Below are 24,113 nucleotides of genomic sequence, written 5' to 3' on the forward strand. Positions count from 1 at the left end.
CGGTGGCGGTCGGGAGGCGCTGCCGTGCTCATGCGGTGCAGCGGTAGAGGAGCTGCACGCTCGCGCTGGTCACCGACTGGCCGTAGTCACCGGGGGCCACCGGGGCGCAGGTGCTGCGGACCCAGTTGGTCACCGCCGTGGTCGGGCCGCTGGAGCCGCCCCGGCCGAAGCCGCCGAAGCCGCCGGGGCCCTGCGCGGAGCCGAGCAGCACGTAGTGCAACTGGCCCGAACCGACCAGCTGCTGGAACTGCGGCAGGGTCGGCGAGGGCACCTGGCCGGTGAAGCCGCCCATCGGCAGCACCTCCTTGCCGGTGGCCAGGATGTACGGCGAGGAGGCCGACCAGGAGGTGGTGGCGAACAGGTAGCGGGCACCGTCGGCGTGCGCCTCGGTGTAGGAGAGGATCTGCTGCTGCGCGCGGTTGAGCGTGGCACCGCCGCCGCCGAACTGCGCCCGCAGCGCCGCGAGCTCGGCCGCCGTCGCGCCGTTCGCCGCGCCGCCCGGCGAGGTGCGGGCGCCGCCCCGGCCGGCCGCTGCTCCGCCCCGGCCTGCGCCTGCGCCGGCGCCGCCGCCGAAGCCGTGCGCCGCCTGCGGGCCGACCGTGCCCATGCCGGAGTTGCCGTACTTGCTGTCCAGCACGCTGGCCGCCCAGGCACCCGGCGCCAGCAGCACCGCGCCGAGCGCGGCCGCCAGGCCCACGCTGGCCACGCGGAGCGGGCCCAGCCTGCGGGCGCCGAACCGTGCGGTGCGGCCCGCGGCCAGCAGCAGCAGGGCGAGCGCGCCCAGGGTCAGGGTGACCGGGGCCAGCCAGGGCAGGAAGGTCGGGTAGAGCCGGGCCAGGTAGGCGCCCCACGCGGCGGTGCCGGCCACCGCGACCGGCAGTGCCCAGGCCTTCCGGCCGCCGTCCTGGTAGGCGCGCCAGAGCAGCACCAGACCGGCGCCGCTGAGCGCGGCCAGCGGGGTGGCGATCACGCCCATGTAGTAGCTGTGGCCGCCGACGCTGCCGGCGCTGAAGACCATGAAGTAGACCGCCAGCCAGCCGCCCCAGAGCAGGTAGCCAGCCCGCAGCGGGTCGGTGCGCGGCTCGCGGCGGCGCCAGGCCAGCGCGCAGAGCAGGGCGACCGCGGCCAGCGGGTAGAGCCAGCCGGTCTGCGGGGCGAACTGCGAGCCGAACATCTTGGTCCAGCCGCCGTCACTGCTGTTGCCGCCCTGGCGTGCGGTCGCCGGCGGCTTGCCGGCACCGGCGCCGGCGTTGCTTCCGGTGCCGCGGTGACCCGGCCGGCCGCCGGCCTTGGCCGCACCGGCGCCCTGGGCGGCACCCGCGCCCTGGGCAGCACCCGCCTTGGCACCGCCGCCGCCCCACATGCCGCCCCGGCCGGAGGTGACGCTGCCGGTCTCTCCGGCGTTCAGTCCGACCGACGTGAACCGGTTCAGGAAGTTGTAGCCGACCACCATGCTGTAGGCCGAGTTGTCCGTCGTCCCGTCGATGTACGGCCGGTCCTTGGCCGGCGTCACCGTGGCCAGCAGCACCCAGGAGGCGGAGACCGCCACGGCCACCAGCCCGGCCACCGCGAGGTGGGCCAGCCGGCGGCGCAGCCGCACCGGTGCGGCCACCAGGTAGACCAGGGCCAGCGCCGGCAGCACCGCCCAGGCCTCCAGCATCTTGGCCTGGAACGCCACCCCGACCCAGACCCCGGCCAGGACCAGGCTGCGCAGCCGGCCGTGCCGGGCGGCGCGCTGCGCGGCGTCGGCGGCCAGCAGGAGCAGCAGGGTGAACAGCGGGTCCTCGACGGCGGTGCGGAAGAGCCCCGCGACCACCGGGGTCAGCGTGAAGGCGAGCGCGGCCAGCAGGCCGGCGTTGGCCCCGGCCCAGCGGCGCACCGCGCGGAACAGCACCAGCACGGCCAGCACGCCCTCGACCGCCTGCGGCAGGGTGAGCGCCCACGGGTGGAACCCGAAGACCCGGGCCGAGAGCGCCTGCGGCCACAGGAAGCCGGGCAGCTTGTCCAGGGTGATGGTGTTGGCGGGGTCGTAGGAGCCGAAGACGAAGGCCTTCCAGCTCTCGGTCATGCTGCGGACGGCATCCGCGTAGAACGTGTGGTATGCACTCTGACCGATACCCCAGAAGTACAGGAGCCCGGCCAGCGCCGCGATGGCGAGCAGGGCGGGGCGGGCGTAGCGGGGTTGGTCCTCGGGGGAGCGCCAGGGTGCTCGGCGGACCGACCAGGGACGTGTCGGAAGCTCGGAAGCGATCGGTAGCACGGTGGTGGCCATGCGTCACAGCCTTCGTCGCGTCCATGAGAAAACGCTGGTGATCACGGCCGAACGGCGAAAACCATACCGATCCGGGGAGAAGATTTTGCCGTCGGGAGCCTTCCCAAACGGCAGGCGGGGCTTCCGCTTCGCACGACGCCGGACAGCGGTCGCCGGACGCCGAGCACGGACGCCGACCATGGACGCCGAGCACGGACGCCGAGCACGGACGTCGCTCACGGACGCCGACCACGGACGCCGACCACGGACAGCGGCCCCGGTCGGCAGAGCCGACCGGGGCCGCTGGGGCGGGCGTGTCCTACTTGATGCGGTTGCCCGCCGAGCGCAGGGTCCGCGCAGCCTCGGCCACCCGGGCGGCCATGCCGGCCTCAGCCAGCTTGCCCCAGGTGCGCGGGTCGTAGGTGTTCTTCTTGCCGACCTCGCCGTCCACCTTCAGCACGCCGTCGTAGTTGCGGAACACGTGGTCCACGACGGGGCGGGTGAAGGCGTACTGGGTGTCGGTGTCCAGGTTCATCTTGACGACGCCGTTCTCCAGCGCGGTCTCGATCTCCTGCGCGGACGAGCCGGAGCCGCCGTGGAAGACGAAGTCGAACGGGTCCTGCTTGCCGTACTGGGTGCCGATCGCGTCCTGCAGCTCGCGCAGCAGCTCGGGGCGGAGCACCACGTTGCCCGGCTTGTAGACGCCGTGCACGTTGCCGAACGAGGCGGCCAGCAGGTAGCGGCCCTTCTCGCCCAGGCCGAGCGCCTCGGCGGTGCGGACGGCGTCGTTCACCGTGGTGTAGAGGGAGTCGTTGATCTCGTGCGAGACGCCGTCCTCCTCGCCACCGGTCGGGGTGATCTCGACCTCAAGGATGATCTTGGCGGCGTGCGCCAGGGCCAGCAGCTCCTGACCGATCGCCAGGTTGTCGGCCAGGGTCTCGGCCGAGCCGTCCCACATGTGCGACTGGAAGAGCGGGTTCTCGCCGCGGGCCACGCGCTCGGCGGAGACCGCGAGCAGCGGGCGGACGTAGCCGTCCAGCTTGTCCTTCGGGCAGTGGTCGGTGTGCAGCGCGACGGTGACGTCGTACTTGGCCGCCACGATGTGCGCGAACTCGGCCAGCGCCACCGCGCCGGTGACCATGTCCTTGTTGTGCTGGCCGCCCAGGAACTCGGCGCCACCGGTGGAGATCTGGATGATGCCGTCGCTCTCGGCCTCGGCGAACCCGCGCAGAGCCGCGTGCAGGGTCTGCGACGAGGTGACGTTGATGGCCGGGTAGGCGAACTTGCCTGCCTTGGCCCGGTCCAGCATCTCGTTGTAGACATCGGGGGTTGCGATGGGCATGCGAATCCGCTCCTGTCGGTGTGGGGCTGGTCGGACGACGCTGTCCGATGCTCGATACGCCACTGGTCACGGCGTCACCGCGGTACGAGAACGAGGGTGGTTGCGACCGCGGGCCGGACACCTCGGTCATCTTCCCAGACTCGGGCCCGCGCCACACCCATGGGTTCACCATGCGGGCGTCGCCCGGCCGAGCGCTGCCGGGTCCCGGCACCGCTGCGCGCTATCCTGCGCCCGTGACTACCACTACCGACCTAGCGGTCAATCTCCTGGATGCCAAGTCTTTGATCAGCTCGGTCGGGACCTTCGGCCTGCTGGCGATCATCTTCGCCGAGACCGGGCTGCTGATCGGGTTCTTCCTGCCCGGTGACTCGCTGCTGATCCTGGGCGGGGTGGCGGCCTCCTCGGCGGCGGCCAAGGCCTTCGGCCCGGGCGTGCAGATGCCGATCGGGGTGCTGCTGGTGGGCGCGCCGCTCTGCGCCATCGCCGGCGCGCAGCTCGGGCACCTGCTCGGCTCCAAGGCCGGGGGCAAGCTCTTCGACAAGCCCGACTCGCGGATCTTCAAGCGCGAGTACGTGGAGAAGGCCGAGGAGTACTTCGCCAAGTTCGGGCCGGAGAAGGCCGTGGTGCTGGCCCGCTTCATCCCGATCGTGCGGACCTTCCTCAACCCGGTCGCGGGCATGCTGGAGATGCCGGCCAAGAAGTTCTTCGTCTGGAACACCCTCGGCGGCATCGTCTGGACCGAGGTGATGCTCTGCATCGGCTACTTCTTCGGCGACTCGATGGCCCCGGTGATCGACAAGTACCTGGTCCCGGCGATGGCGCTGATCATCCTGCTGTCGATCTCCCCGATCCTGGTCGAGGTGGTCCGGGAGCGGAAGAAGCGCAAGCTCGCCGGGCCGGTGGCGCTCGCCGAGGACGAGGCGGGCGAGCCGGCGCAGTCCGGCGGGCGGCACCGCCGGGGCTGACCTGCGAGCTCATCCCGACATGCCGAGAGGGCGGGTTGTTTCACGTGAAACAACCCGCCCTCTCGGCGTACCACGGAGTCTGACCGGGGCTCAGGCCAGGTCGAGGTCGGCCGCGGTGAAGACGGTGTAGTAGGGCAGGCCGGCCTCCTCGATCGCCGGCGCGGCGCCGCGCTCCACGATCACCGCGACGCCGACCACCTCGGCGCCCGCCTCGCGCAGCGCCTCGACGGCGGTCAGCACCGAGCCGCCGGTGGTGGAGGTGTCCTCGACCGCCAGCACCCGGCGGCCCTTGACGTCCGGGCCCTCGATCCGGCGCTGCAGGCCGTGCGCCTTGCCGGCCTTGCGGACCACGAAGGCGTCCAGCTCGCGGCCGCGCGCGGCGGCGGCGTGCAGCATCGAGGCGGCGACCGGGTCGGCGCCCAGGGTCAGGCCGCCGACCGCGTCGTACTCCAGGTCCGCGGTGGCGTCCAGCAGCACCCGGCCGACCAGCGGGGCGGCCTGCGCGTCCAGGGTGATCCGGCGCAGGTCGACGTAGTAGTCGGCCTCCCGGCCGGAGGAGAGGATCACCTTGCCGTGCACCACGGCCTTGGTCTTGATCTGGTCCAGCAGGGCGGCGCGGTCGTTGCTCGGGTTGCTCATGGACAGTCAGTCTAGAGCCTGGTCAGGGCCCGCCCGGTGGACCGGACCGGGGGCCGGGCGTGCCCCGGCCGGTCAGCGTCGGCGCAGCGCGCGGGCCACGATCACCGCGCCGCCGAGCAGCGCCACCCCGCTGCCGATCACCCAGGGCGAGGTGAGCCGGTCGGTCAGCCGGGTGCCGGCGGCGGCCGAGGCGTGCTCCTCGCCGTACCAGCGGCTGGCCGCCCGGGCCCGGGCGCTGCGGGCCGGCAGCGCCGGGGCGTACCGGCCGCGCGGCGGGGCGTGGTCCACCTCCTCGGCGGAGCGGCCGACGATGCTGCGGCGCACCGGGCCCTCGCCGACCGGGTCGGGGACCGCGTGCGGGTAGGGCAGCTCGACCGGCTCCGGTGCGGCGGGCTCCTCCTCGGGGGAGAAGGCGATCAGGTCGGAGAGGTCCTCGGCGAACAGGTCGTCCGGCAGCGGGTCCGGCACCACCGAGAGGGCGGGCGGCTCGGCCTCGCCGTCCGCGGCGGGCTCGTCGGCCTGGTCCCCGGCCTGGTCCCCGGCCTGATCCTCGGCCTGGTCCTCGGCCTGATCCGGGGTCAGCTCCTCGCGCAGTGCCGCGGCGAAACGATCCAGCAGGCGGCGGCCGGCGGCGGTCAGCGTGTCGGCGTCGAACTCGTCGAGCCGGCCGGCCGGGGTGAGGTCGCCGGTGAACCGCAGCCGGGCCGCCTCGCCCTCGCTCGCCGCGTCCGGTTCGGGGGTGACCGCGATCCGCAGGGTGGCGGTCACCTCGCCGTCGCCGCGGGCCTCCTGGCCCTCGACGAAGGCGGTCACCACGCCCGCGGCACCGCTGCGGATCAGTGAGATGACGCCGCGGTAGGTGATGGTGGAGCTGCCGATCCGCAGCTTCAGCCGACCGGTGATCTCCGGCGGGCCGCCGGCGGGGCGCCGGCCGGCCGGGCCGGGGGCGTCGGAGGCTTCGGTGCTCAGACCGGGCAGGCAGCGGGCGAGCAGGGCGGCATCGTCCAGGGCGTGCAGGACGAGCTCGGCCGGCAGCGGAATGACAACCTCGTGCTCCATGGTTGTGAGCCTACCGACCCGTCCGTCGGGCGGAAGGGCACGGCACCGCTCGGATGCCGCCCGGTCGGCCCAAGGCCGGTTCACCGCGGGTCCAGCAGGGTGCTCGGCGGCGGCAGCGGGGTCGGCCGGGTGGCGGCGAGCCCGGCGGCGGCGGCCCGCAGGCCGGGCCCGGTGAGCGAGCGCGGTGCGGGTGCGTCGGCGGCCAGGGCGAGCTCCGGCCGGCCGTCCCGGGCCGCCAGCAGCACCGCGGCCACCGCGCCGCTGCCGGCCGGGTCGCAGGCCGGGCCGGAGCCGGGCACCGGGAACGGCACGGTGAACAGGCCCGCCGAACGCAGCCCCGCCTCGACCGTCCACAGGCCCGGCCCGGTCGGCGCGGGCACCGCCAGCCGGCCGCCCGCGGCCAGCCGGGCGGCGGCCAGGCCGTAGAACTCGGCGGAGTGGTACTCGGCGCGGGCGGCGCGCTGCGGGGCGGGCAGGTCGGCCAGCACCGCGTCGAACCGCTCGTCCGGCCGGGCGTCGGGCCCGGCGGCGCGCAGCCACGCCAGCGGGTCGGCGGTGACCAGGCGCACCCGCGGGTCGTCGAGCGAGCGGTCGGAGAGCGCGGCCAGCGCCGGGTCGGTGCGGGCCAGTTCGGGCAGTGCCGGGTCCAGGGAGACCACCAGCACCGAGGCGACGCCGGCGTGCCGGAGCACCTCGCGCAGCGCCAGCCCGTCACCGCCGCCGAGCAGCAGCACCCGGGTGTCGGCGCCGCCGGCCACCGCGGGGTGGACCAGCGCCTCGTGGTAGCGGTACTCGTCGCTGCCGCAGGCGGCGAGCCGGCCGTCCAGGTAGAGCCGCAGCGGCTCGCCGCCCTGGGCCGGCACCCGGGGGCCGGTCAGCACGATCTCGCCGTACCGGCCCTGCACGGTGCGGCGCGGCTCGGCGCCGTAGAGCGCGTGCCGGGCGGCGCGTTCGATCGCCCCGGTGCAGGCGGCGGCCAGGGCCAGGGTGGCGAGCACCGCGCCGCAGCCGGTCCAGAGCAGCAGCCTGGTGCGCGGCGCCGGCTCGTCGCGGAACAGCCAGAGCACCACGGCGGCCCCGGCCAGCGCGTTGACCGCGCCGGTGAGCAGCGCGCCGCCGGCCTGGCCGAACTGGGGCAGCAGCAGGAACGGGAAGGCCAGGCCGCCGACCAGCGCGCCCACGTAGTCGGCGGCGAACAGGTCGGCGGCGGCCCGGCCGGCCTCCTCCCGGCGGATCCGCTGCACCAGGGTCATCAGCAGCGGGATCTCGGCGCCGATCAGCAGGCCGATCACGCAGGTGAGTCCGGCGAGCGCGAGCTGGTAGCGGCCGAGCCAGGCCCAGCAGGCGTAGAGCGCGAGCACCGAGAGCCCGCCGACCACCGCGAGCGCGCACTCGACCAGGGCGAAGGAGGTGGCCGGGCGGTGGGTGAGGCGCTTGGCCGCGAGGGAGCCGATGCCCATGGCGAAGACCATCAGGGAGAGCACCACGGAGGTCTGGGTGACCGAGTCGCCCAGCAAGTAGCCGCCGACCGCGACCAGTTCGAGCTCGTACACCAGACCGCAGGCCGCGCAGACGAACGCGGCCAGCAGCACCAGCAGCCGGGCCCGGCGCGGCCTGCCGGCGCCGACTTCCCGGGCGCCGTCCTCCGTTCGGGCGCGTCCGTCCGTGGCGGCCCGGAGCCGGTGCCGCAGGGGCGGCCGGACCCGCATCCGGACCCGGGTCCGGCGGGGGCGGCCCGGGCCGTTGCCCGGCGCCCCGGCGGGGGCCTGGCCGGCGGACGGGCCCGCGGGGGCCTCCGCCCGGTTGGACGGGGGCAGGCGGTCGCGGCCGCGACCGCGGGTGCGCGCCCGCAGCCGGACCGCCGGCAGCCACCCGTCGGGGTGCGGTCCGGCGCGGTCGAGGCCGGGCGGCATGCCGCCGCCCGTCGGCTGGTTGATCACGAAGAAACGCTAGGCGACCGGGGCCGCCGATAGTCGCACCCGTTCGAGGGGGAGTGGCGGGGTTTGGGTTGACAGACCGGCAGGGTGTTCGGAGCCGAGCGGGCGTCAGGTCCGGCGTCCGGCCGTCCCCGGCGCCCGGACCGGCGGACCGTCACGGCAGGGTCGGTCGGGCCATCGCGCACCGCGGGCCCGGGCGGCTGGCGCCCACCGGACCGCGCACCACCAGCGAGGAGCGGGTGCAGACCAGCCGCCCCTCCTGCGGGTAGGCGTGCCAGGTGCGCCAGAGCACCCGCTCCGCGCTGCCCTGGGCGACCAGCGCGGTGAAGGCGCTCGGATCGCCCGGGAAGACCCCGGCCAGGCCGCGCGGGTGCTCGTCCACCAGGGCCAGGATCTCCTGCGCCCGGGCGGCGAAGACGTGCGGCGGCAGTGACTCGATCCGGGCCGCGAACTCGTACTCCCACCCGGCGACTTGCTCGGCGACCCGGGCCGGCAGCGGGGTGCGCCGACCGGGCATGCAGGCCACCGTCTCCAGGCACTCGCCCGGGCCGGCCGCGATCACCACCTGGTGCGAGGCGCCCAGCAGCCGCAGCTGCAGGGTGCCGGTGGCGGTCGTTCTGCTCGCTCCCGGGGTCCGGTTGCCGGGCCACCGGGCCTGACCGCCGTGGTTGCCGTCCGTCGAGTCGTCCGGACCCGGCAGCGGCAGGTCGCGCACCGCCAGCGCGGGCAGCGGTCCGCCGCCGAGACACCAGGCCAGGTCACCGGCGCGGGTGTCGGTATAGGAGGTCTGCAGTGTGGTGAGCATGCTGGGCTCCGCATTTCAGCTCCGTACGCGTCCGCCGTGCAGTCCGACTCGGCCGAAGGCGAGGAGGTTCGTGGCTGTGCGGTCCAGGACGCGGCCGACCGTGGAAGGAAGGATTCCGGCTGGAGATTCAGCAGCAGAGAAGCACGAATTCTCCGGGTCCGTCAGGGATTTACCCATTCTTGTTGCACATTCACCGTTCTGGGCGTAGTGCCTGGTCAGGTGTGACCGGGAGGGTGATCGAGATTGCTCGATGCGCGCCCTTCGAGCGGGAACGCGCGCCCTGCGGTCAGCGCGCGCGCCTGTCGTGCGCAGGCGCGCGGCCGACGGCTCGGGTCGGGGTGGTGCGGACTCGGGCCGGGGATCGGCGATCGCGGCGGCACGGCCGGCAGGCTCGGCGAAAGGTAGGACAACACGTAGACGACGGTGACCACTTCGGCCCGCCGGTGGGCCGGGGCCGAGACGGACGCCGGCAGCCCGAACACGCGCAGAGCGTTCGGAACGGCGGCCGACGGAGATCGCCGGCGGAGCGTCAGAAGCATCCTTTCGGGCGCGGGTTGGCGACCGTAGGGGCGATCGCGTGCGGAACCGGCGCAGGCGTTCGAGGGCCTCGCGGAGGACCGCGGGCCCTCGTCGGCTGTCTTCCGCGGGCCCGGCCGCTGCCCCGGAGGACAGCCGGTGCTGCCTCGCCGGACCTGGACCGGCGCCGGCCTGCCGGGTATGCAGGGAGGGACCCGTCCCAGCGCAGGAAGAGGCCTCGTGTACGACCGCGACAACGCCAGAACGCCCGCCACCGGGAACGGGCGGGCACCGGCCCGGCCGGCCGCGGGTGCGGTGCCGTTCCGAAGGCTCCTCGACCTGCAGGCCACCGCGGGGAACGCCGCGGTGGTGCAGCTGCTGCGCCGGGGCGGACAGCTCGCGCCCGAGGACTCGCACCAGCACGGCGCCGGGTGCGGTCACCAGGCCGAGCAGCCCCAGCAGCCCCAGGTGCAGCGCTCCGCCGTCCACGACGTGCTGCGCGGCGGCGGCCGCCCGTTGGACCAGGGGACCCGCACCGAGATGGAATCCCGGCTCGGCGCGGACTTCTCCGACGTCCGCATTCACACCGACAGCGCCGCGAAGGCCTCGGCGGCCGAGCTCGGCGCCCGCGCCTACACCTCCGGCAGCCACGTCGTCATCGGCGACGGCGGCGGTGACAAGCACACCCTGGCCCACGAACTCACCCACGTCGTCCAGCAGCGCACCGGACCGGTCGCGGGCACCGACAACGGGAACGGCCTCAGGGTCTCGGACCCCTCGGACCGGTTCGAACGGGAGGCCGAGGCCAACGCGACCCGGGTGATGAGCGGCCCGGCCGCCGAGGTCCAGCGGGCACCGGCCGGACGGACGGCGGGTAGGGCGGGCAGCGCGAGCCCTGCCGCGTCGATCCAGCGGGCCCCCGGTGGAGGCCACCTGCAGGGCGATCACATCTTCAACGCCCTCGGCTCGACGGGCGAGAACGTCGCGGACACCATCGCGGAATGCGTGAAGGAGTACCTCAAGGCGGTGGACTCCGGAATCGCGGAGGTCTCGAAGCCGCCGAAGGGGGACCGGGCCGCGGGGCCGCTCTACCGCAACCGGTCGAACCGGACGGCGAACCTGGCCGCACGGCTGCGGCGGCTGCGGGCCGCGTCGACCGAGGCCGAAGCCCTGGGACACCCGAGTTCCGAGGCGGCGGCCCACTACTCGTTCATTGCGACCCTCGCCACGCAGGGCCTCCAGGGGGACGACCCGAACTCGACGACCTTCGGGACGTTCGCCGGCAACCTCGTCGGACTCGCCCGGACCGCGACGGCCGTCAACCCGCTGTACGACGAGACGCCGGGAACCTGGGCGGTTCCCGAGGCCTTCAAGGCGGGCCTCGGCACCTGGTCGCCCTTCCTGGCGTCGAAGATCTTCGACGACGACGCGCGCAGCCGGGTCCTCGCGGAGCGGGTCGGAAACCGGACGGCGGAGTTCAACACCTGGCTCACCAATACCAAGGCGGCCTACGCCGACCTCTACCAGGTCATGATCGAGGCGATCGAGGAACTCCGCTCACTCGTGCTGTGGTTCGACGCGATGCAGCGGAACACCTACTACAGCGAGACCCGGCCGCCGGACTTCGCCGCGCACGCCGGTGCGACCCCCGACCTCCTCAACCCGCCGAACAACGCCGCAGGGTGACGCCGGGTCAGCTCACAGCCGGCGCAGCCGGGCGACGGCCTCCTCCAGTACCTCGACCTTCTTGCAGAAGGTGAAGCGGACCAGGGCGCGCCCGGCGTCGGTGTTGTCGTAGAAGACGACGTTGGGGATGGCGACCACGCCGCAGCGCTCGGGGAGGGCGCGGCAGAACTCGACGCCGTCCTTCTCGCCGAGCGGGGTGATGTCGGTGGTGATGAAGTACGTGCCCTCGGGGTTGAAGACCCGGAAGCCGGCGGCCGTGAGGCCGTCGGCGAGCAGGTCGCGCTTGCGGGCCAGGTCGGCGCGGAACCCGTCGAAGTAGGCGTCGGGCAGCCGCAGCGCCTCCGCGACCGCGTACTGGAACGGGCCGGCCGAGACGTAGGTGAGGTACTGCTTCGCGGTGCGGACGGCGGCGACCAGCTCCGGGGTGGAGGTGACCCAGCCGACCTTCCAGCCGGTGAAGGAGAAGGTCTTGCCGGCCGAGGAGATCGACACGGTCCGCTCGCGCATGCCGGGCAGGGCGGCCAGCGGGTGGTGGGCGCAGCTGAACACCAGGTGCTCGTACACCTCGTCGGTGATCACCAACAGGTCGTGCTCGACCGCGAGTTCGGCGATCACGCGCAGCTCGTCGGGGTGCAGCACGGTGCCGGTCGGGTTGTGCGGGGTGTTGATCAGCAGCAGCCGGGTGCGCGGGGTGATCAGCGAGCGCAGCTCGTCCAGGTCGGGCCGGAAGTCGGGTTGACGCAGCGTCAGCGGCACCCGGGTCGCGCCGGCCATCGCGATGCAGGCGGCGTAGGAGTCGTAGAACGGCTCGAAGGCGATCACCTCGTCGCCGGGCTCCAGCAGGGCGAGCAGCGAGGCGGCGATCGCCTCGGTGGCGCCGGCGGTGACCAGCACCTCGCGGTCGGGGTCGTAGCTGAGCCCGTAGCGGCGCTGCTGGTGCTCGGTGATCGCGGTCCGCAGCTCGGGGATGCCGGGCCCGGGCGGGTACTGGTTGCCGCGGCCGTTCAGCACGGCGTCGGCGGCGGCCCGGGCGATCGGGGCCGGCCCGTCGGTGTCCGGGAAGCCCTGGCCGAGGTTGATCGAGCCGGTGGCGGTGGCCAGGGCGGACATCTCGGCGAAGATCGTCGTGCCCATGCCCGCCAGCCGGCGGTTCAACAGCGGCCTCGTACCCATTGCGGCTCCCTTGCCCGTGGTCGGTCGGGGCCCATCTTCCGGTGCCCGGGGGGAGCGGACAAGTACCGCTCAGCTCGGCTCGTAGACGCTCAGGTCCGGGCCCTCCAGGGCGAGGGCGGTCAGGCCGCTGTCGCTGCCGGAGGTGTGGGCCTCGCCGGCCGACCAGTGCACGCCGGTGCCGGCGGTGACCGGGTGGCGGACGTGGTCGGGGCCGCTGACCCAGCCGCGGCCGAAGATGACCAGGAAGAGCTGGTCGGTCGGGGCGGGGTGGGTGCCGATCGCGCCGCCGGCCTCGATGGTCAGGCAGGTCAGGTGCACCGGCCCGGGTTCGCCGCCGGTGGCCACCCGGGTCGCGTGCGCTCCGGTGCTGGAGAAGCGGGAGATCAGCCGCTCCGCGCGGTCGAAGGTGAACAGCTGCACGAGGGGCTTCCTGGGCAAGGCCTGGCCCGGCCTGCTGGGAGGGCGGGCCGGGCCAGGGGTCGGGGTGGGCGGCGGAGGTCAGTCCTCGCTCGGGGCGTCGCCCTCGCCGTCGGTGCCCTCGGCGTCCTCGATGTCCTGCTGCAGGCCGAGCCGCTCGACGATCCACTGCTCGAAGCCCACCGAGGCCTGGGTCCAGTTGGCGGTGGTGGTGATGAAGTAGTCCAGGTTGACGCCGGTGCCGACGATCATCTGGCACTCGCCGATCAGCCGGACGATGCCGTCCTCGTGGGTGTGCGTGTAGACCTTCGGCCAGAGGGTCTCGCGGTTCCACTCGTCGATCAGGTCGAGGATCTCCGGCTTCTGCTCCAGGGTGTAGACCCGGTCGTAGAAGGCACGGACCGCGAAGAGCTCCTTCTGCTCGCCCCGGAACATGTAGTAGACGCGGAAGCCCTCCCAGGGGGCGACCAGGTCACCCTCCTCGTCGGTGGCGTGCTTGAGCTGCATCTGGTCGAGCAGCTGGGTGACCAGCTTGGCGTCCGGGACCACGATCGGCGGCGGGCCGGCCGGGCGACCGCCCTGGCCCGGACCGGGCTGGGGCTGCGGAACGCCGAACGACGGGATCGACGACGGGTCAATGCTCACAGGGGGGTCCCTTCAACAGTGCACGAGGGTGGCTGGTGGTCTCGGGGCCGCCCTTCCAACTGCCTCCATCCTGCCTCATCCGGGGCCCCGGGCACAGGCGCTCAGGGCCCCGGATGGGCGGTCGGACGGCGGTCCGTGGGTCACTGTCCGGAGCGCACCGTCAGGCGGTCGCCGGCCTCGTCCCGCTCGACCACCACGGTGTCCCCGTCGCGCACCTCGCCGCCCAGGATCGCCCGGGCCAGCTGGTCGCCGATCGCGGACTGCACCAGGCGGCGCAGCGGCCGGGCGCCGTAGGCCGGGTCGTAGCCGGTCAGGGAGAGCCAGTCGCGGGCCGCCGAGGTGACGTCCAGGGTGAGCCGGCGCTCGCGCAGCCGCTCGGCCAGCTTGGCCACCTGCAGGTCGACGATCCGGCTCAGCTCGGCGGTGCCCAGCGGGTCGAAGACCACGATGTCGTCCAGCCGGTTGAGGAACTCCGGCTTGAAGCTGGAGCGCACCGTGTCCAGCACCAGTTCGGTCTTGGCGGTGTCCGGCACCGTCGGGTCGACCAGGTACTGGCTGCCGAGGTTGGAGGTGAGGATCAGGATGGTGTTGCGGAAGTCCACCGTGCGCCCCTGACCGTCCGTCAGGCGCCCGTCGTCCAGCACCTGGAGCAGCACGTCGAAGACCTCGGGGTGGGCCTTCTCGACCTCGTCCAGCAGCACCACGCTGTACGGCCGGCGGCGGACCGCCTCGGTGAGCTGGCCGCCCTCCTCGTAGCCGACGTACCCGGGCGGGGCGCCGACCAGCCGGGAGACCGAGTGCTTCTCGCCGTACTCGCTCATGTCGATCCGGACCATGGCCCGCTCGTCGTCGAAGAGGAAGTCGGCGAGTGCCTTGGCGAGTTCGGTCTTGCCGACGCCGGTCGGGCCGAGGAAGAGGAAGGAGCCGGTCGGGCGGTCCGGGTCGGCGATGCCGGAGCGGGTGCGCCGGACCGCGTCGGAGACCGCCTGCACCGCGGCGGGCTGGCCGATCAGCCGGCGGCCGAGCTCCTCCTCCATCCGCAGCAGCTTGGCGCTCTCGCCCTCCAGCAGCCGGCCGGCCGGGATGCCGGTCCAGGAGCCCACCACGTCGGCCACGTCGTCCGGGCCGACCTCCTCCTTGACCATCGAGGCGGTCGCCGCCTGGTCCTTGGCCTTCTCCTGGGCCTCGGCCAACTCCTGTTCGGCGGCCGGGACGTCGGCGTACATCAGCCGGGAGGCGGCCTCGAAGTCGCCGTCCCGCTGGGCCCGCTCCAGGGCGGAGTGCAGGCCGTCCAGGCGGCCCTTGAGCTCGCCGACCCGGTTGAGGCTCTTCTTCTCCTGCTCCCAGCGGGCGGTCAGCGCGCTCAACTGCTCCTGACGGTCCGCCAGGTCGCGGCGCAGCCGGGCCAGCCGGTCCACCGAGGCCGGGTCGGACTCCTTCTCCAGGGCCAGCTCCTCCATCCGCAGCCGGTCGACCGAGCGCTGCAGCTCGTCGATCTCCACCGGGGAGGAGTCGATCTCCATCCGCAGCCGGGAGGCCGCCTCGTCCACCAGGTCGATCGCCTTGTCGGGCAGGAACCGGGAGGTGATGTAGCGGTCCGAGAGGGAGGCGGCGGCGACCAGCGCGGCGTCGGCGATCTGCACCTTGTGGTGCGCCTCGTAACGGCCCTTCAGGCCGCGCAGGATGGCGATGGTGTCCTCCACCGTGGGCTCGCCGACCAGCACCTGCTGGAACCGGCGCTCCAGGGCCGGGTCCTTCTCGATCCGCTCGCGGTACTCGTCCAGCGTGGTGGCGCCGACCATCCGCAGCTCGCCGCGGGCCAGCATCGGCTTGAGCATGTTGCCGGCGTCCATCGCGGAGTCGCCGCCGGCGCCCGCGCCGACCATGGTGTGCAGCTCGTCGATGAAGGTGACCACCTGGCCGTCGCTCTGCTTGATGTCGTTCAGCACGGCCTTCAGCCGCTCCTCGAACTCACCGCGGAACTTGGCGCCGGCCACCATGGCGCCCAGGTCGAGCGCGACCAGCCGCTTGCCGCGCAGCGACTCCGGCACGTCGCCGGCCACGATCCGCTGGGCCAGGCCCTCCACCACGGCGGTCTTGCCGACGCCGGGCTCGCCGATCAGCACCGGGTTGTTCTTGGTGCGCCGGGAGAGCACCTGGACCACCCGGCGGATCTCCTGGTCGCGGCCGATCACCGGGTCGAGCTTGCCGTCCCGGGCGGCCTGGGTCAGGTCGGTGCCGTACTTCTCCAGCGCCTTGTAGGTGCCCTCGGGGTCCGGTGAGGTGACCCGGCCGGAGCCGCGCACCTCGGTGAACTTCGCCAGCAGGGCCTTCGGGGTGGCGCCGTGGCGGGTCAGCAGCTCGGCGACCGCGCCGCCCTCGGCGGCCAGGCCGACCAGCAGGTGCTCGGTGGAGACGTAGGCGTCGTCCAGCTGCTCGGCCCGGCGGCCGGCGTCCTCCAGCACGGCCAGGGTGTCCCGGCCGAGCTGCGGCGCGGCGACGGTGGAGCCCTGGGCGCTGGGCAGCGCCTTGAGCTGCTGGCGGGCGGCGCCGATCAGCTGCTGGAGGTCGGCGCCGACCGCCTCCAGCAGCGGGCGGGCCAGCCCTTCGGGCTGTTCCAGCAGGGCGAGCAGGATGTGCACCGGCCTGACATCCGGGTTTCCCGCGCCGCCGGCCTGCCGGATCGCGGCGGACAGGGCCTCCTGCGTCTTGGTGGTGAACTTGCTCGCGTCCATGGCCACGTGGGGTGCTCCTCCAGTGTTGAGTCTAGGTGGCTCAGCTTTGTTAAGTTGAGTCTAGCTCGCTCAGGTTTTCCCGTTCAAGCGCTTCGGGCTCTCCGGCGCGGTGCTGGCGGTCAGCGCCAGCAGCTCGCGGGCCGGGCCGGCCGGGCGCTGGCCGGCCGGCCAGACGGCGCGCAGCGGCCGGCGCAGGTCCAGGTCGGCCAGCGCCACCTCGACCAGCCGGCGGGTGGCCAGCTCGTCCGCCACCGCCAGCTCGCTCAGGCAGACCGGCCCGGCCCCGGCCAGCGCGGCCGCCTTGAGCGCGGTGGTGGAGGCCAGCTCCAGCAGCGGCACGGCCGGCCCGCCGAGCGCCCGGTCCAGCACCTCCCGGGTGCCCGAGCCCGGCTCGCGCAGCACCAGCGGGGTGGCCGCCAGCTCCTCCCGCGGCACCGGCGAGCGCCGCCGGGCCCACGGGTGGTCCGGCGCCACCACCACGACCAGCCGGTCCGCCGCCACCGCCACCCCGCTCAGCCCCGGCGGCGTCCGGGTGCCCTCGACGAAGCCCAGGTCGGCCGCGCCGGCCAGCACCTGCTCGGCCACCGCCTGGGAGTTGGCGGTGCGCAGGGTCACCGCGGTGCCGGGCATGGCGGAGTGCAGGGCCAGCAGCCAGCCCGGCATCAGGTACTCGGCCACGGTGAGCGAGGCGACCACCCGCAGCCGGGCGTCCCGGTCCTCGCGCAGTGCGGCGATCCCGGCGTCCAGCGCCTGCGCCGCCTCCACCACCTGCCGGGCCCACTCGACCACCAGCCGGCCGGCCGGGGTGGGCCGGGAGCCGCGCGGCGAGCGTTCCAGCAGGGCCACCCCGATCTGCCGCTCCATGCCCTTGATCCGGGCGCTGGCGGCCGGCTGGCTGATCCCGAGCACGGCGGCGGCCCGGCCGACGCTGCCCTGGCGGGCCACTTCGAGGAGCAGTTCCAGCGCGCCGAGTTCGGGCACCTGCGGGGAGAGAGCCATAGGCCCAGGTTATGTCCCCATAGTGCGGCGGTCGCTACCGGCCCGGGCCGCCCGGCCGGAGGGTGGAGGCATGACCACGCTGCTGCTCCGTCCCGCCCGCCCCGAACGCCGCGCCCTCGCGGCCCTCGACTTCGGCCAGCTCGGGCCGAACTGGTACGCGGCCGTGATGGGCACCGCGATCACGGCCAACGCGGCCGTCGCGCTGCCGCACCGCCTCCCCGGGCAGCTCGGCTTCGCGCAGGCGGTCTGGGCGCTCTCGGCGCTGATGCTGGCGGTGCTGGTGGCCGCCCGGCTGGTGCACCTGACCCGGCACCGGGCGGCCGCCCGCGAGCAGCTGCTGGAGAACCCGGCCACCGCGGTCTTCTACGGCTGCCCGCCGATGGCGCTGCTGGCGGTCGGCTTCGGCACCCTCACCGTCGGCGGCACGCTGATCGGCACCGGCCCGGCCGCCGTCGCCGACCTGGTGCTCTGGACGGCGGGCACGCTCTACGCGGTCGCCGTGGCGGCCGGCATCCCGTACCTGATGATCACCCGGCACGAGCTCTCCGCGCTGCGCGCCAACCCCACCTGGCTGCTGCCGGTGGTGGCGCCGATGGTCTCCGCGGCGCTCGGCCCCGCGCTGCTGCCGCACCTGGACGCCGGACTGCGGCCGGCCCTGTTCTACGCCTGCTACGCGATGTTCGGCGCCAGCCTGCTGGCCACCCTGGTGGTGCTGCCGGTGGTCTTCGCCGGCCTGGTGCACAGCAAGCTGCCCGCGGTGCTGCTGACCCCCTCGCTCTTCCTGGTGCTCGGCCCGCTCGGCCAGTCCAGCACCGCGGTCGGCAACCTGGCGGACGCCGCCCGGAGCACCGCGCCCCTGCTGGCCCCGGCCGCCTTCGGCTTCGCGGTGCTCTACGGGGTGGCGATGACCGGGTTCGCGCTGCTCTGGCTGCTGGTCGCCGGGGCGGCCAACCTGCGGGCGCTGGTGCGGCACCGGATGCCGTTCGGGCTGACCTGGTGGGCCTTCACCTTCCCGGTCGGCACCTGCGTGACCGGCACCGCCTCGCTGGCCCGGCACACCGGGTTCGCCGGGTTCGGGTGGCTGGCGGTGGGGCTCTACCTGCTGCTGCTGTGCGCCTGGTCGGTGGCCGGGGTGCGCACCGTGAGTGCGCTGGTCGGCGGGCGGTTGTTGCGGGCGGCGGCCTGACCCGCCCGGGCCGCGGGGGCGGTCCGAGCTGCCGGTGGGTCACCTGACAGGCTGTGTGATGATCTGCACGGATCCTGTGGTCACCCGCCCTCGCGCCCGGGGAAGCCGACTGGCAATATGGCGGCGGACAGTCAAGTCGGGGGTGGAGCATGGCGGGTGCGGCCGAGCCGGACGGGTACGGCCACGGACCGCGCTGCGCCGACCTCGGACTGGACGAGTCGACCCGGGCCTTCTACCTCGCCGTGGTGGCCGAGGGCGGCTGGGTGAAGGCCGAGGAGGTGCGGGCCGCCGACCGCCCCGCGCTGGCCCGGCTGCTCGACCTCGGCCTGGTCCGCGGCCTGCCTGGCGGCACCTTCTACTCCGCCGTCAGCCCGCGCGCCTTCCTCGGCCGCACGGCCGGCGCGCTGCGCGGCCGGGCCGCCGAACTGCTCCGCCGGGCCGACGAGGTGCCCGCCCTGCTCGACGAGCTGTCCCAGGCCTACGACACCGCCCCGCACCGCCCGTCCCCGCGCACCGGCACCGTGGACACCGTGGTCGACCGGGACAGCATCCGGCACCGGATCGCCCAGCTGGTCGCCGACACCACCACCGAGATCCTCACCGCCCAGCCCGGCGGCGACCGGCCGGCCGACCACCTGGCCTGGGCGATGGCGCAGGACGTGCCGTTCCTGCGGGCCGGCGGGGCGCTGCGCACCGTCTACCAGCCGGTCGCCCGCGCGGACGCGGCCACCGTGGCCTACGCCGCCGCCGTCACCCCGTACGGCGCCCGGATCCGGGTGCTGGACGAGGACTTCCAGCGGATGCTGATCTTCGACCGCCAGGTCGCGGTGATCCCCGCCTCGGCCGACATGGGCAGCGCGGCCTTCGTCAGCGACCCGACCGCGGTGGAACTGCTGGTCGAGCTCTTCGAGCGGGACTGGCAGCGGGCCGAGCGGGTGGCCTGGGGCTCGGCCCACGCGGCCCCGGACGCGGACGCGGTCGGCGACCGGGTCTCCCGGCTGCTCGCCTGCGGGCTCAGCCGGCGCACCATCGCCGGCCGGATCGGCCTGAGCGAGCGCACGGTGGCCGCGCACATCGCCCGGCTGCGGCAGGAGTACGAGGCGGAGACGCTGTTCCAGCTCGGCTGGCTGATGCGCGGCCGGAGCGACCGCAGCACGGTCGGGCAGCACTGAGCAAGCCCCCGGGGCGGTCGATCGGCCGGATTGCGGGAACACGCAGTTGCGGGAACCCGCAACGGACGGCGCATTGTCCCGTCCGGGTGTCCGGGGGACCCTGACCGGGCAGCTGATCGTCTGTCAGGGAACCATCCGGCACGGGGAATCGGGGGCGCCGGGCAGCAGCACGGCCCGTCGGCGGCCGGGTGGGTGCCACGGGGAGGAGTACACGATGGCCGGACGCTCGCACGTGCTGGTGGAGAGCCAGGCGTTCTGGGGCAGGCCGGAGGCCGACAGCTTCCTGCGCGAGGCGGTCTCGCTGGCCGAGGCCGGGGACCGGGTGATCCTCTACCTGGTCGAGGAGGGGGTCTTCGCGGCCGTCTCGGACGGGGTGCCGGAGCTCGCCCGGCTGGTCGAGCTCGGATCCGAGGTCTGGGCCGACGAGCACTCGCTCGGGCACCGGGCGCTGGTGGCGACCCGGCTGCGGCCGTTCGTCCGGGTCAAGGCGCCGTGGGCGCTGGACAGCGCGGTGCGGGAGGCGGACGGCCGGGTGGCGATGCACTGACGGCCCGTGAGCCGTGGTGCGGCCGGTGCGGCCGGGGCTGCCGACGACCCCTGACGATCCCTGACGACCCCTGACGATCCCTGACGACCCCTGGAGTCCGGCGGGACTCCAGGGGTTTCCGGCCTCCCGGGAGACCGAACGTTCTGTCATCACCGCAGCTCAGCGGTGTGTGGACGACCCGTCCGGCGGGTCATTCTGCACGTTTGTGCAGTTGCGGGAACCTGCATCCGGAACGCCCTTGTTCCCAGGTCCGGGCTTTGTGAGGCTGTGGGTACGCCAAGCCGCCCGGGTAACCGCAACCCGCTGGTGGTGACTCGTTCGCCGCCCTCGCACAGGGGCAGAAGTATCTGTGCGGGGTGTCGGGGGACGCCGGACGGTCGGTCATTTGTGGTGATGGCGATCGAACCCGGTCCCAGCGAGGCGTTGCTGCTCCGCCTCGCTGGAAGCACCTCGGATTTGGCGTACGTGAAGTGGATCCGCCCGGAGCTCGATGGCGCCGAGCCAAGGCTCCGGGCCGGATCCGCCCACGGAGAGGGGTCCTTGGTCGCCCGCTCGGGGGGCGAGCGACCGGACCCGACCTCCCTCCCGGCCGCCACCCGGCCCCTCCCTGATGAGATGATGCGCCCCAAGCGGTCGTTCGACCGCTGCCGGTCCGCGTGCGCAGGGGGAACGGGTGGACGAGAAGCCTGGAACGTCCGAGATGCCGCAGGACGGCCCGCCCCCGCTCGCCGACCACCCGTCGGAGCCGGCCGGGGCCGCCGCCGAACCGGCGGTGGGCGAACTCCCGCTGCCGGGCGAGGCCGCCCGCACCCGCTACCTCGCGATCCTCGCCGACGGCGGCCGACTGCCGGCCTCGGCCGTGCCGCCCGCCGACCGCCCCGCCGTCGCCGAACTGCTCGAACTCGGCCTGCTCCGCACCGACCCGGCCGGCGCCGGCTACACCGTGGTCAACCCGCGCTCGGTCGGCGGCCGGCTCAGCGAGGAACTGCGCTCGGCCGGCACCCGGCTGCTGGTGCAGGCCCAGGAGATGCCCGCGCTGCTGGACGACCTGACCCGGGCCTACGACCGGACGCCGCGCAAGGTGGACCGCTCCGGCGAGGTGCGGCACCTGCACGGGGCCGAGCAGGTCTGGGAGCGGATCGGGCTGCTCCACCGGGCCAGCGTCGAGGAGGTGCTCTCCGCCCAGCCCGGCGGACCGCTGGGCCGGCCGCTGCTGGAGCACGCGCTCGACCTGGCCGATCGGCTGCTGGCCCGCGGGGTCGCCATGCGCGCGCTCTACGAACCCACCGCCCGGGCCGACGGGCCGACCGTGGCCCATGTCCTGGCCGCCACCGAACTCGGGGTCCGCAGCCGGGTGTTGGGCGAGTCGTTCAAGCGGATGCTGATCTTCGACCGGACCACCGTGGTGATCCCCTCCGGCCCCGACTACACCAGCGCGGCCTTCGTCGAGGACCCGGCGGTGGTCGCCTTCCTGATCGGCATGTTCGAGCGGGACTGGGCCCGGGCCGAGCCCTCGCAGTGGAGCCCCACCGCCGCCGAGCCCGCCGCGCAGCCGGTGCACGTCCAGGTCGGCCGGCTGCTCGCCCAGGGCCTCACCCAGCGCATGGTCGCCGCCCGTCTCGGCCTGAGCGACCGCACCGTCGCCGCCCACATCTCCCGCCTGCGCGACCAGTACGACGCCGAGACGCTGTTCCAACTCGGCTGGCTGATGCGGGCCGCCGCCGGTGACGGCCGCCCGGAGCCGGGCTGGTGAGCGGGTCCGGGTCGGGAGCGGCGACGGGGGAGGGAGCATGACGGTGCCCGCGCTGCCGGGCGCCGCCGCGCGTGCGCTCTACCGCGAACTCCTCGCGGACGGCGGCCTCTTCGACCTCGCGCAGGTGTCGGCCCGGGAGCCGGCCGCGCTGGCCCAGCTGCGCGCGACCGGTCTGGTGGTGGAACTGCACGAAGGCCAGTGGGGCACCGCCGACCCGCGCCGGGCGGCCGGCCTGCTCCGCGCCCAGTACCGCGAGGCCGCCGTCGAGTTGCTGCTGCGGGCGGACGAACCGGTGCGTGCCATGGACGAGTTGGCGCAGGCCTACGACTCGGCCGCGCTCCCGCCGCCGGCCGAGCGCTCGATCACCCACGTCGAGGGGCTGCAGCAGATCCAGCAGCGGCTGGGCGACCTGATCCTGGAGAGCCGGTACGAGATCCTCAGCATGCAGCCCGGCGGCGCCCGCCCGGCCGTCCACCTGCCCCGGATGTACACCGACGTCGAGGCGATCCGGGGCCGGGGCATCGAGCTGCGCACCCTCTACCAGCCGGGCGCCGACACCGACCCGGCCACCGTCGCCTACGCGGCGCACGCCACCGCGCTGGGCGCCCGGATCCGGATCCTCGACGAGCCGTTCCGCCGGCTGATGGTCCTGGACCGCTCCGTCGTCGTGCTGGCCGGCCACGCCAGCTACCAGGTCGCCACCTTCGTCGAGGACCCGGTGGTGGTCGGCCTGGTGCTGGACCAGTTCGAACGCGACTGGACCCGGGCGGAGCGGGTCCGCTGGGACCCGCCGCCGCCCTCGACCCTGGCCGACCTGCTGGCCCGGGGCCTGACCCAGCGCGCCATCGCCAACCGGCTGGGCCTGAGCGAGCGCACGGTGGCCGCGCAGATCGCCCGCCTGCGGGAGGAGTACGACGCGGACACGCTGTTCCAGCTCGGCTGGCTGATGCGCGCGACGTCCTGACGCCGCGACGTCCTGACGGCGCGGTGGCCGTCAGGACGTCGGCGGGGACTGAAGGGGTGTCAGCCGGTGACCGCGTCGCTGCCCGCCCAGCCGCCGTACGGGTTGCCGACGCTGGGGACCGGGTTGAACTGCTCGCCGGGGGCGGTCCAGAAGCCCTCGCGCAGCGAGAGCGCCATGCCGGCCCAGTCGAGGGCGGTCTCCACGATGTGGCGCATGCTCTCCGGGGACCAGGTGTCGTCGAAGACCAGCGGCAGCACCGGCGCGACCTGCTCGATGGTGGCGATCAGCGGGTTGTGGGTGATCGCCTCGTCGACCAGCAGCACGATGGGCTTGCGCAGCGCGGAGGCCCAGCCGAGCTCCAGCGAGACGCCGGCCGAGAGCGGCGATCCCACGTAGGCGAAGAGCAGGTCGGCGGTCTGCAGCGCTCGGAAGTCGGACGGCACCCGGGACTCGGGCACCCGCCCCTCCACCGTCCACGCGTCGCTGTGGTGCGCGCTGAACACGGCGGCGCCGCTGTGCAGCAGCGAGCTGCGCAGGGCGGTCAGCCGGGTGCGGCTCGCCAGCGTCACCACGCTGTCGGCGGGCCCCGTCAGCCGCATCAGCGGCGCGGCGAGGAAGACACGGGCCCGGCGGCCTTCGGGGGCCTGGGCTGCGTGCTGGCGCATGTAGGGCTCAGACATGGTGAGTGACTCCGGGGGCATGGGGTGGTCCTGCGAAGTGTGGTGTCGACGCAGGTCAAACGGGGTTGGTGCGAGCGGTCGCTGGATCCGCGCCGGGCCGTGGGAAGGGGCTCTCGACGGAATTGATCGTCACTCGTCCGCAAGTGCGTCGTCCACCGAGCTGGCGTGGCATCTCCCTGTCTGGCACTTGGATGACACCTTCGACGCCGGAGATCCATGGCTGACCCCCGACAAACAGGTGTCATATTTCTGCCAGGCAGAACGATGACACCGGTCCTGGGATGACCGGGGTTGCCTTCGGGCGGAAGTATGGCTTCGTCAAATGCCCGTTCGAGCGCACTCAGCCGAGTGGTCGGTGGGTACTAAACGTTCTCGCAATATCAGGTCCATGACAAGGAGCCGTCTCATGCGTCGTGCACCCCGATCCCGGATCCGTGTGCTGGTAGCGGCCGTTGCCGTTGGCGCAGCGCTGGCGCTTCCCGTCACCGTGGCGATTCATTCCGCCTCGGCGAGCCCGAGCGACATCAATTGGAACAATGCCGCACTCGGTGTGCAGCAGAATGCCGTTCACGGGGCCAACACGGTGCTTCCGGCCGACATTAAGTGGGACTAGTCCGGTAGCGCCCGGGCCCGGCCCGGAGC

At 74.0% G+C, this 24,113-nt stretch carries 20 protein-coding genes; 8 read left to right on the forward strand and 12 right to left on the reverse strand.

Annotated elements, in window-relative coordinates; genetic code table 11:
• Window positions 1-28 precede the first annotated feature (28 nt).
• Both FHX73_RS13510 and fbaA read right to left on the reverse strand, forming a co-directional pair.
• Complete coding sequence (locus FHX73_RS13510) at window positions 29-2,272, reverse strand: ArnT family glycosyltransferase (RefSeq protein ID WP_145905243.1); 2,244 nt, start codon at window positions 2,270-2,272, stop codon at window positions 29-31.
• Window positions 2,273-2,570: 298 nt separating this feature from the next.
• Entirely contained in the window at window positions 2,571-3,593 is a 1,023-nt protein-coding gene (fbaA, locus tag FHX73_RS13515) for a class II fructose-bisphosphate aldolase (protein WP_145905244.1), read from the reverse strand.
• Window positions 3,594-3,826: 233 nt separating this feature from the next.
• Here fbaA and FHX73_RS13520 point away from each other — a divergent pair, with 233 nt between their 5' ends.
• Complete coding sequence (locus FHX73_RS13520) at window positions 3,827-4,558, forward strand: DedA family protein (RefSeq protein ID WP_246213506.1); 732 nt, start codon at window positions 3,827-3,829, stop codon at window positions 4,556-4,558.
• 90 nt (window positions 4,559-4,648) lie between these two features.
• Here the strand turns inward: FHX73_RS13520 and pyrE are convergent, their stop codons facing one another.
• The 4 genes from pyrE to FHX73_RS13540 all read right to left on the reverse strand — a co-directional run bounded on the left by pyrE (window position 4,649) and on the right by FHX73_RS13540 (window position 8,998).
• Window positions 4,649-5,197, reverse strand: a complete 549-nt coding sequence (gene pyrE / locus FHX73_RS13525) for an orotate phosphoribosyltransferase (protein ID WP_145905246.1) — start codon at window positions 5,195-5,197, stop codon at window positions 4,649-4,651.
• Window positions 5,198-5,269: 72 nt separating this feature from the next.
• Window positions 5,270-6,256 (reverse strand): SRPBCC family protein, encoded by a 987-nt coding sequence (locus FHX73_RS13530; RefSeq protein ID WP_145905247.1) that lies wholly within the window; start codon window positions 6,254-6,256, stop codon window positions 5,270-5,272.
• Window positions 6,257-6,336: 80 nt separating this feature from the next.
• The gene (locus FHX73_RS13535; RefSeq protein ID WP_145908257.1) at window positions 6,337-7,965 is read right to left on the reverse strand and encodes a polyamine aminopropyltransferase; all 1,629 of its coding nucleotides are present in this window, start codon (window positions 7,963-7,965) and stop codon (window positions 6,337-6,339) included.
• Between the two features lie 382 nt (window positions 7,966-8,347).
• A complete protein-coding gene (locus FHX73_RS13540; protein WP_145905248.1) occupies window positions 8,348-8,998 on the reverse strand; it encodes a DUF2617 family protein in 651 nt (216 codons plus the stop codon).
• Between the two features lie 717 nt (window positions 8,999-9,715).
• Between FHX73_RS13540 and FHX73_RS46185 the strand changes: the two genes are divergently transcribed.
• Entirely contained in the window at window positions 9,716-11,200 is a 1,485-nt protein-coding gene (locus tag FHX73_RS46185) for an eCIS core domain-containing protein (RefSeq protein WP_425461440.1), read from the forward strand.
• A gap of 12 nt (window positions 11,201-11,212) precedes the next feature.
• Here the strand turns inward: FHX73_RS46185 and FHX73_RS13550 are convergent, their stop codons facing one another.
• The 5 genes from FHX73_RS13550 to FHX73_RS13570 form a co-directional block, all read right to left on the reverse strand.
• Window positions 11,213-12,373 (reverse strand): pyridoxal phosphate-dependent aminotransferase, encoded by a 1,161-nt coding sequence (locus FHX73_RS13550; protein WP_145905249.1) that lies wholly within the window; start codon window positions 12,371-12,373, stop codon window positions 11,213-11,215.
• A 69-nt stretch (window positions 12,374-12,442) separates the two neighbouring features.
• Window positions 12,443-12,793 (reverse strand): cupin, encoded by a 351-nt coding sequence (locus FHX73_RS13555; RefSeq protein WP_145905250.1) that lies wholly within the window; start codon window positions 12,791-12,793, stop codon window positions 12,443-12,445.
• 78 nt (window positions 12,794-12,871) lie between these two features.
• A complete protein-coding gene (locus FHX73_RS13560) occupies window positions 12,872-13,435 on the reverse strand; it encodes a type III secretion system chaperone family protein (RefSeq protein WP_145905251.1) in 564 nt (187 codons plus the stop codon).
• 140 nt (window positions 13,436-13,575) lie between these two features.
• Window positions 13,576-16,170 (reverse strand): ATP-dependent chaperone ClpB, encoded by a 2,595-nt coding sequence (gene clpB, locus FHX73_RS13565; RefSeq protein WP_145905252.1) that lies wholly within the window; start codon window positions 16,168-16,170, stop codon window positions 13,576-13,578.
• Window positions 16,171-16,239: 69 nt separating this feature from the next.
• Window positions 16,240-17,169, reverse strand: coding sequence for a LysR family transcriptional regulator (locus FHX73_RS13570; protein ID WP_145905253.1), 930 nt, complete (start codon window positions 17,167-17,169; stop codon window positions 16,240-16,242).
• Between the two features lie 70 nt (window positions 17,170-17,239).
• Here FHX73_RS13570 and FHX73_RS13575 point away from each other — a divergent pair, with 70 nt between their 5' ends.
• The 5 genes from FHX73_RS13575 (at window position 17,240) to FHX73_RS44645 (ending at window position 22,791) form a co-directional block, all read left to right on the forward strand.
• Complete coding sequence (locus FHX73_RS13575) at window positions 17,240-18,355, forward strand: TDT family transporter (RefSeq protein ID WP_145905254.1); 1,116 nt, start codon at window positions 17,240-17,242, stop codon at window positions 18,353-18,355.
• A gap of 149 nt (window positions 18,356-18,504) precedes the next feature.
• On the forward strand, window positions 18,505-19,527 hold the full coding sequence (locus FHX73_RS13580; RefSeq protein ID WP_145905255.1) for a LuxR family transcriptional regulator: 1,023 nt from the start codon (window positions 18,505-18,507) through the stop codon (window positions 19,525-19,527).
• A gap of 214 nt (window positions 19,528-19,741) precedes the next feature.
• The gene (locus FHX73_RS13585; RefSeq protein WP_145905256.1) at window positions 19,742-20,074 is read left to right on the forward strand and encodes a hypothetical protein; all 333 of its coding nucleotides are present in this window, start codon (window positions 19,742-19,744) and stop codon (window positions 20,072-20,074) included.
• A 673-nt stretch (window positions 20,075-20,747) separates the two neighbouring features.
• A complete protein-coding gene (locus FHX73_RS13590) occupies window positions 20,748-21,827 on the forward strand; it encodes a LuxR C-terminal-related transcriptional regulator (RefSeq protein ID WP_246213509.1) in 1,080 nt (359 codons plus the stop codon).
• 37 nt (window positions 21,828-21,864) lie between these two features.
• Window positions 21,865-22,791, forward strand: a complete 927-nt coding sequence (locus tag FHX73_RS44645; RefSeq protein WP_170304910.1) for a winged helix-turn-helix transcriptional regulator — start codon at window positions 21,865-21,867, stop codon at window positions 22,789-22,791.
• 59 nt (window positions 22,792-22,850) lie between these two features.
• On the opposite strand, the gene FHX73_RS13600 is transcribed toward FHX73_RS44645, so the two are convergent.
• A complete protein-coding gene (locus FHX73_RS13600) occupies window positions 22,851-23,471 on the reverse strand; it encodes a TIR domain-containing protein (protein WP_145905257.1) in 621 nt (206 codons plus the stop codon).
• 406 nt (window positions 23,472-23,877) lie between these two features.
• On the opposite strand from FHX73_RS13600, the gene FHX73_RS13605 reads away from it, so the two are divergent.
• Window positions 23,878-24,084: a hypothetical protein gene (locus tag FHX73_RS13605; RefSeq protein ID WP_145905258.1), complete on the forward strand. Its 207-nt coding sequence runs from the start codon at window positions 23,878-23,880 to the stop codon at window positions 24,082-24,084.
• Window positions 24,085-24,113 lie beyond the last annotated feature (29 nt).

It is taken from the genome of Kitasatospora viridis, assembly GCF_007829815.1.
In the GTDB taxonomy this organism is placed as follows: Bacteria; Actinomycetota; Actinomycetes; order Streptomycetales; family Streptomycetaceae; genus Kitasatospora; species Kitasatospora viridis.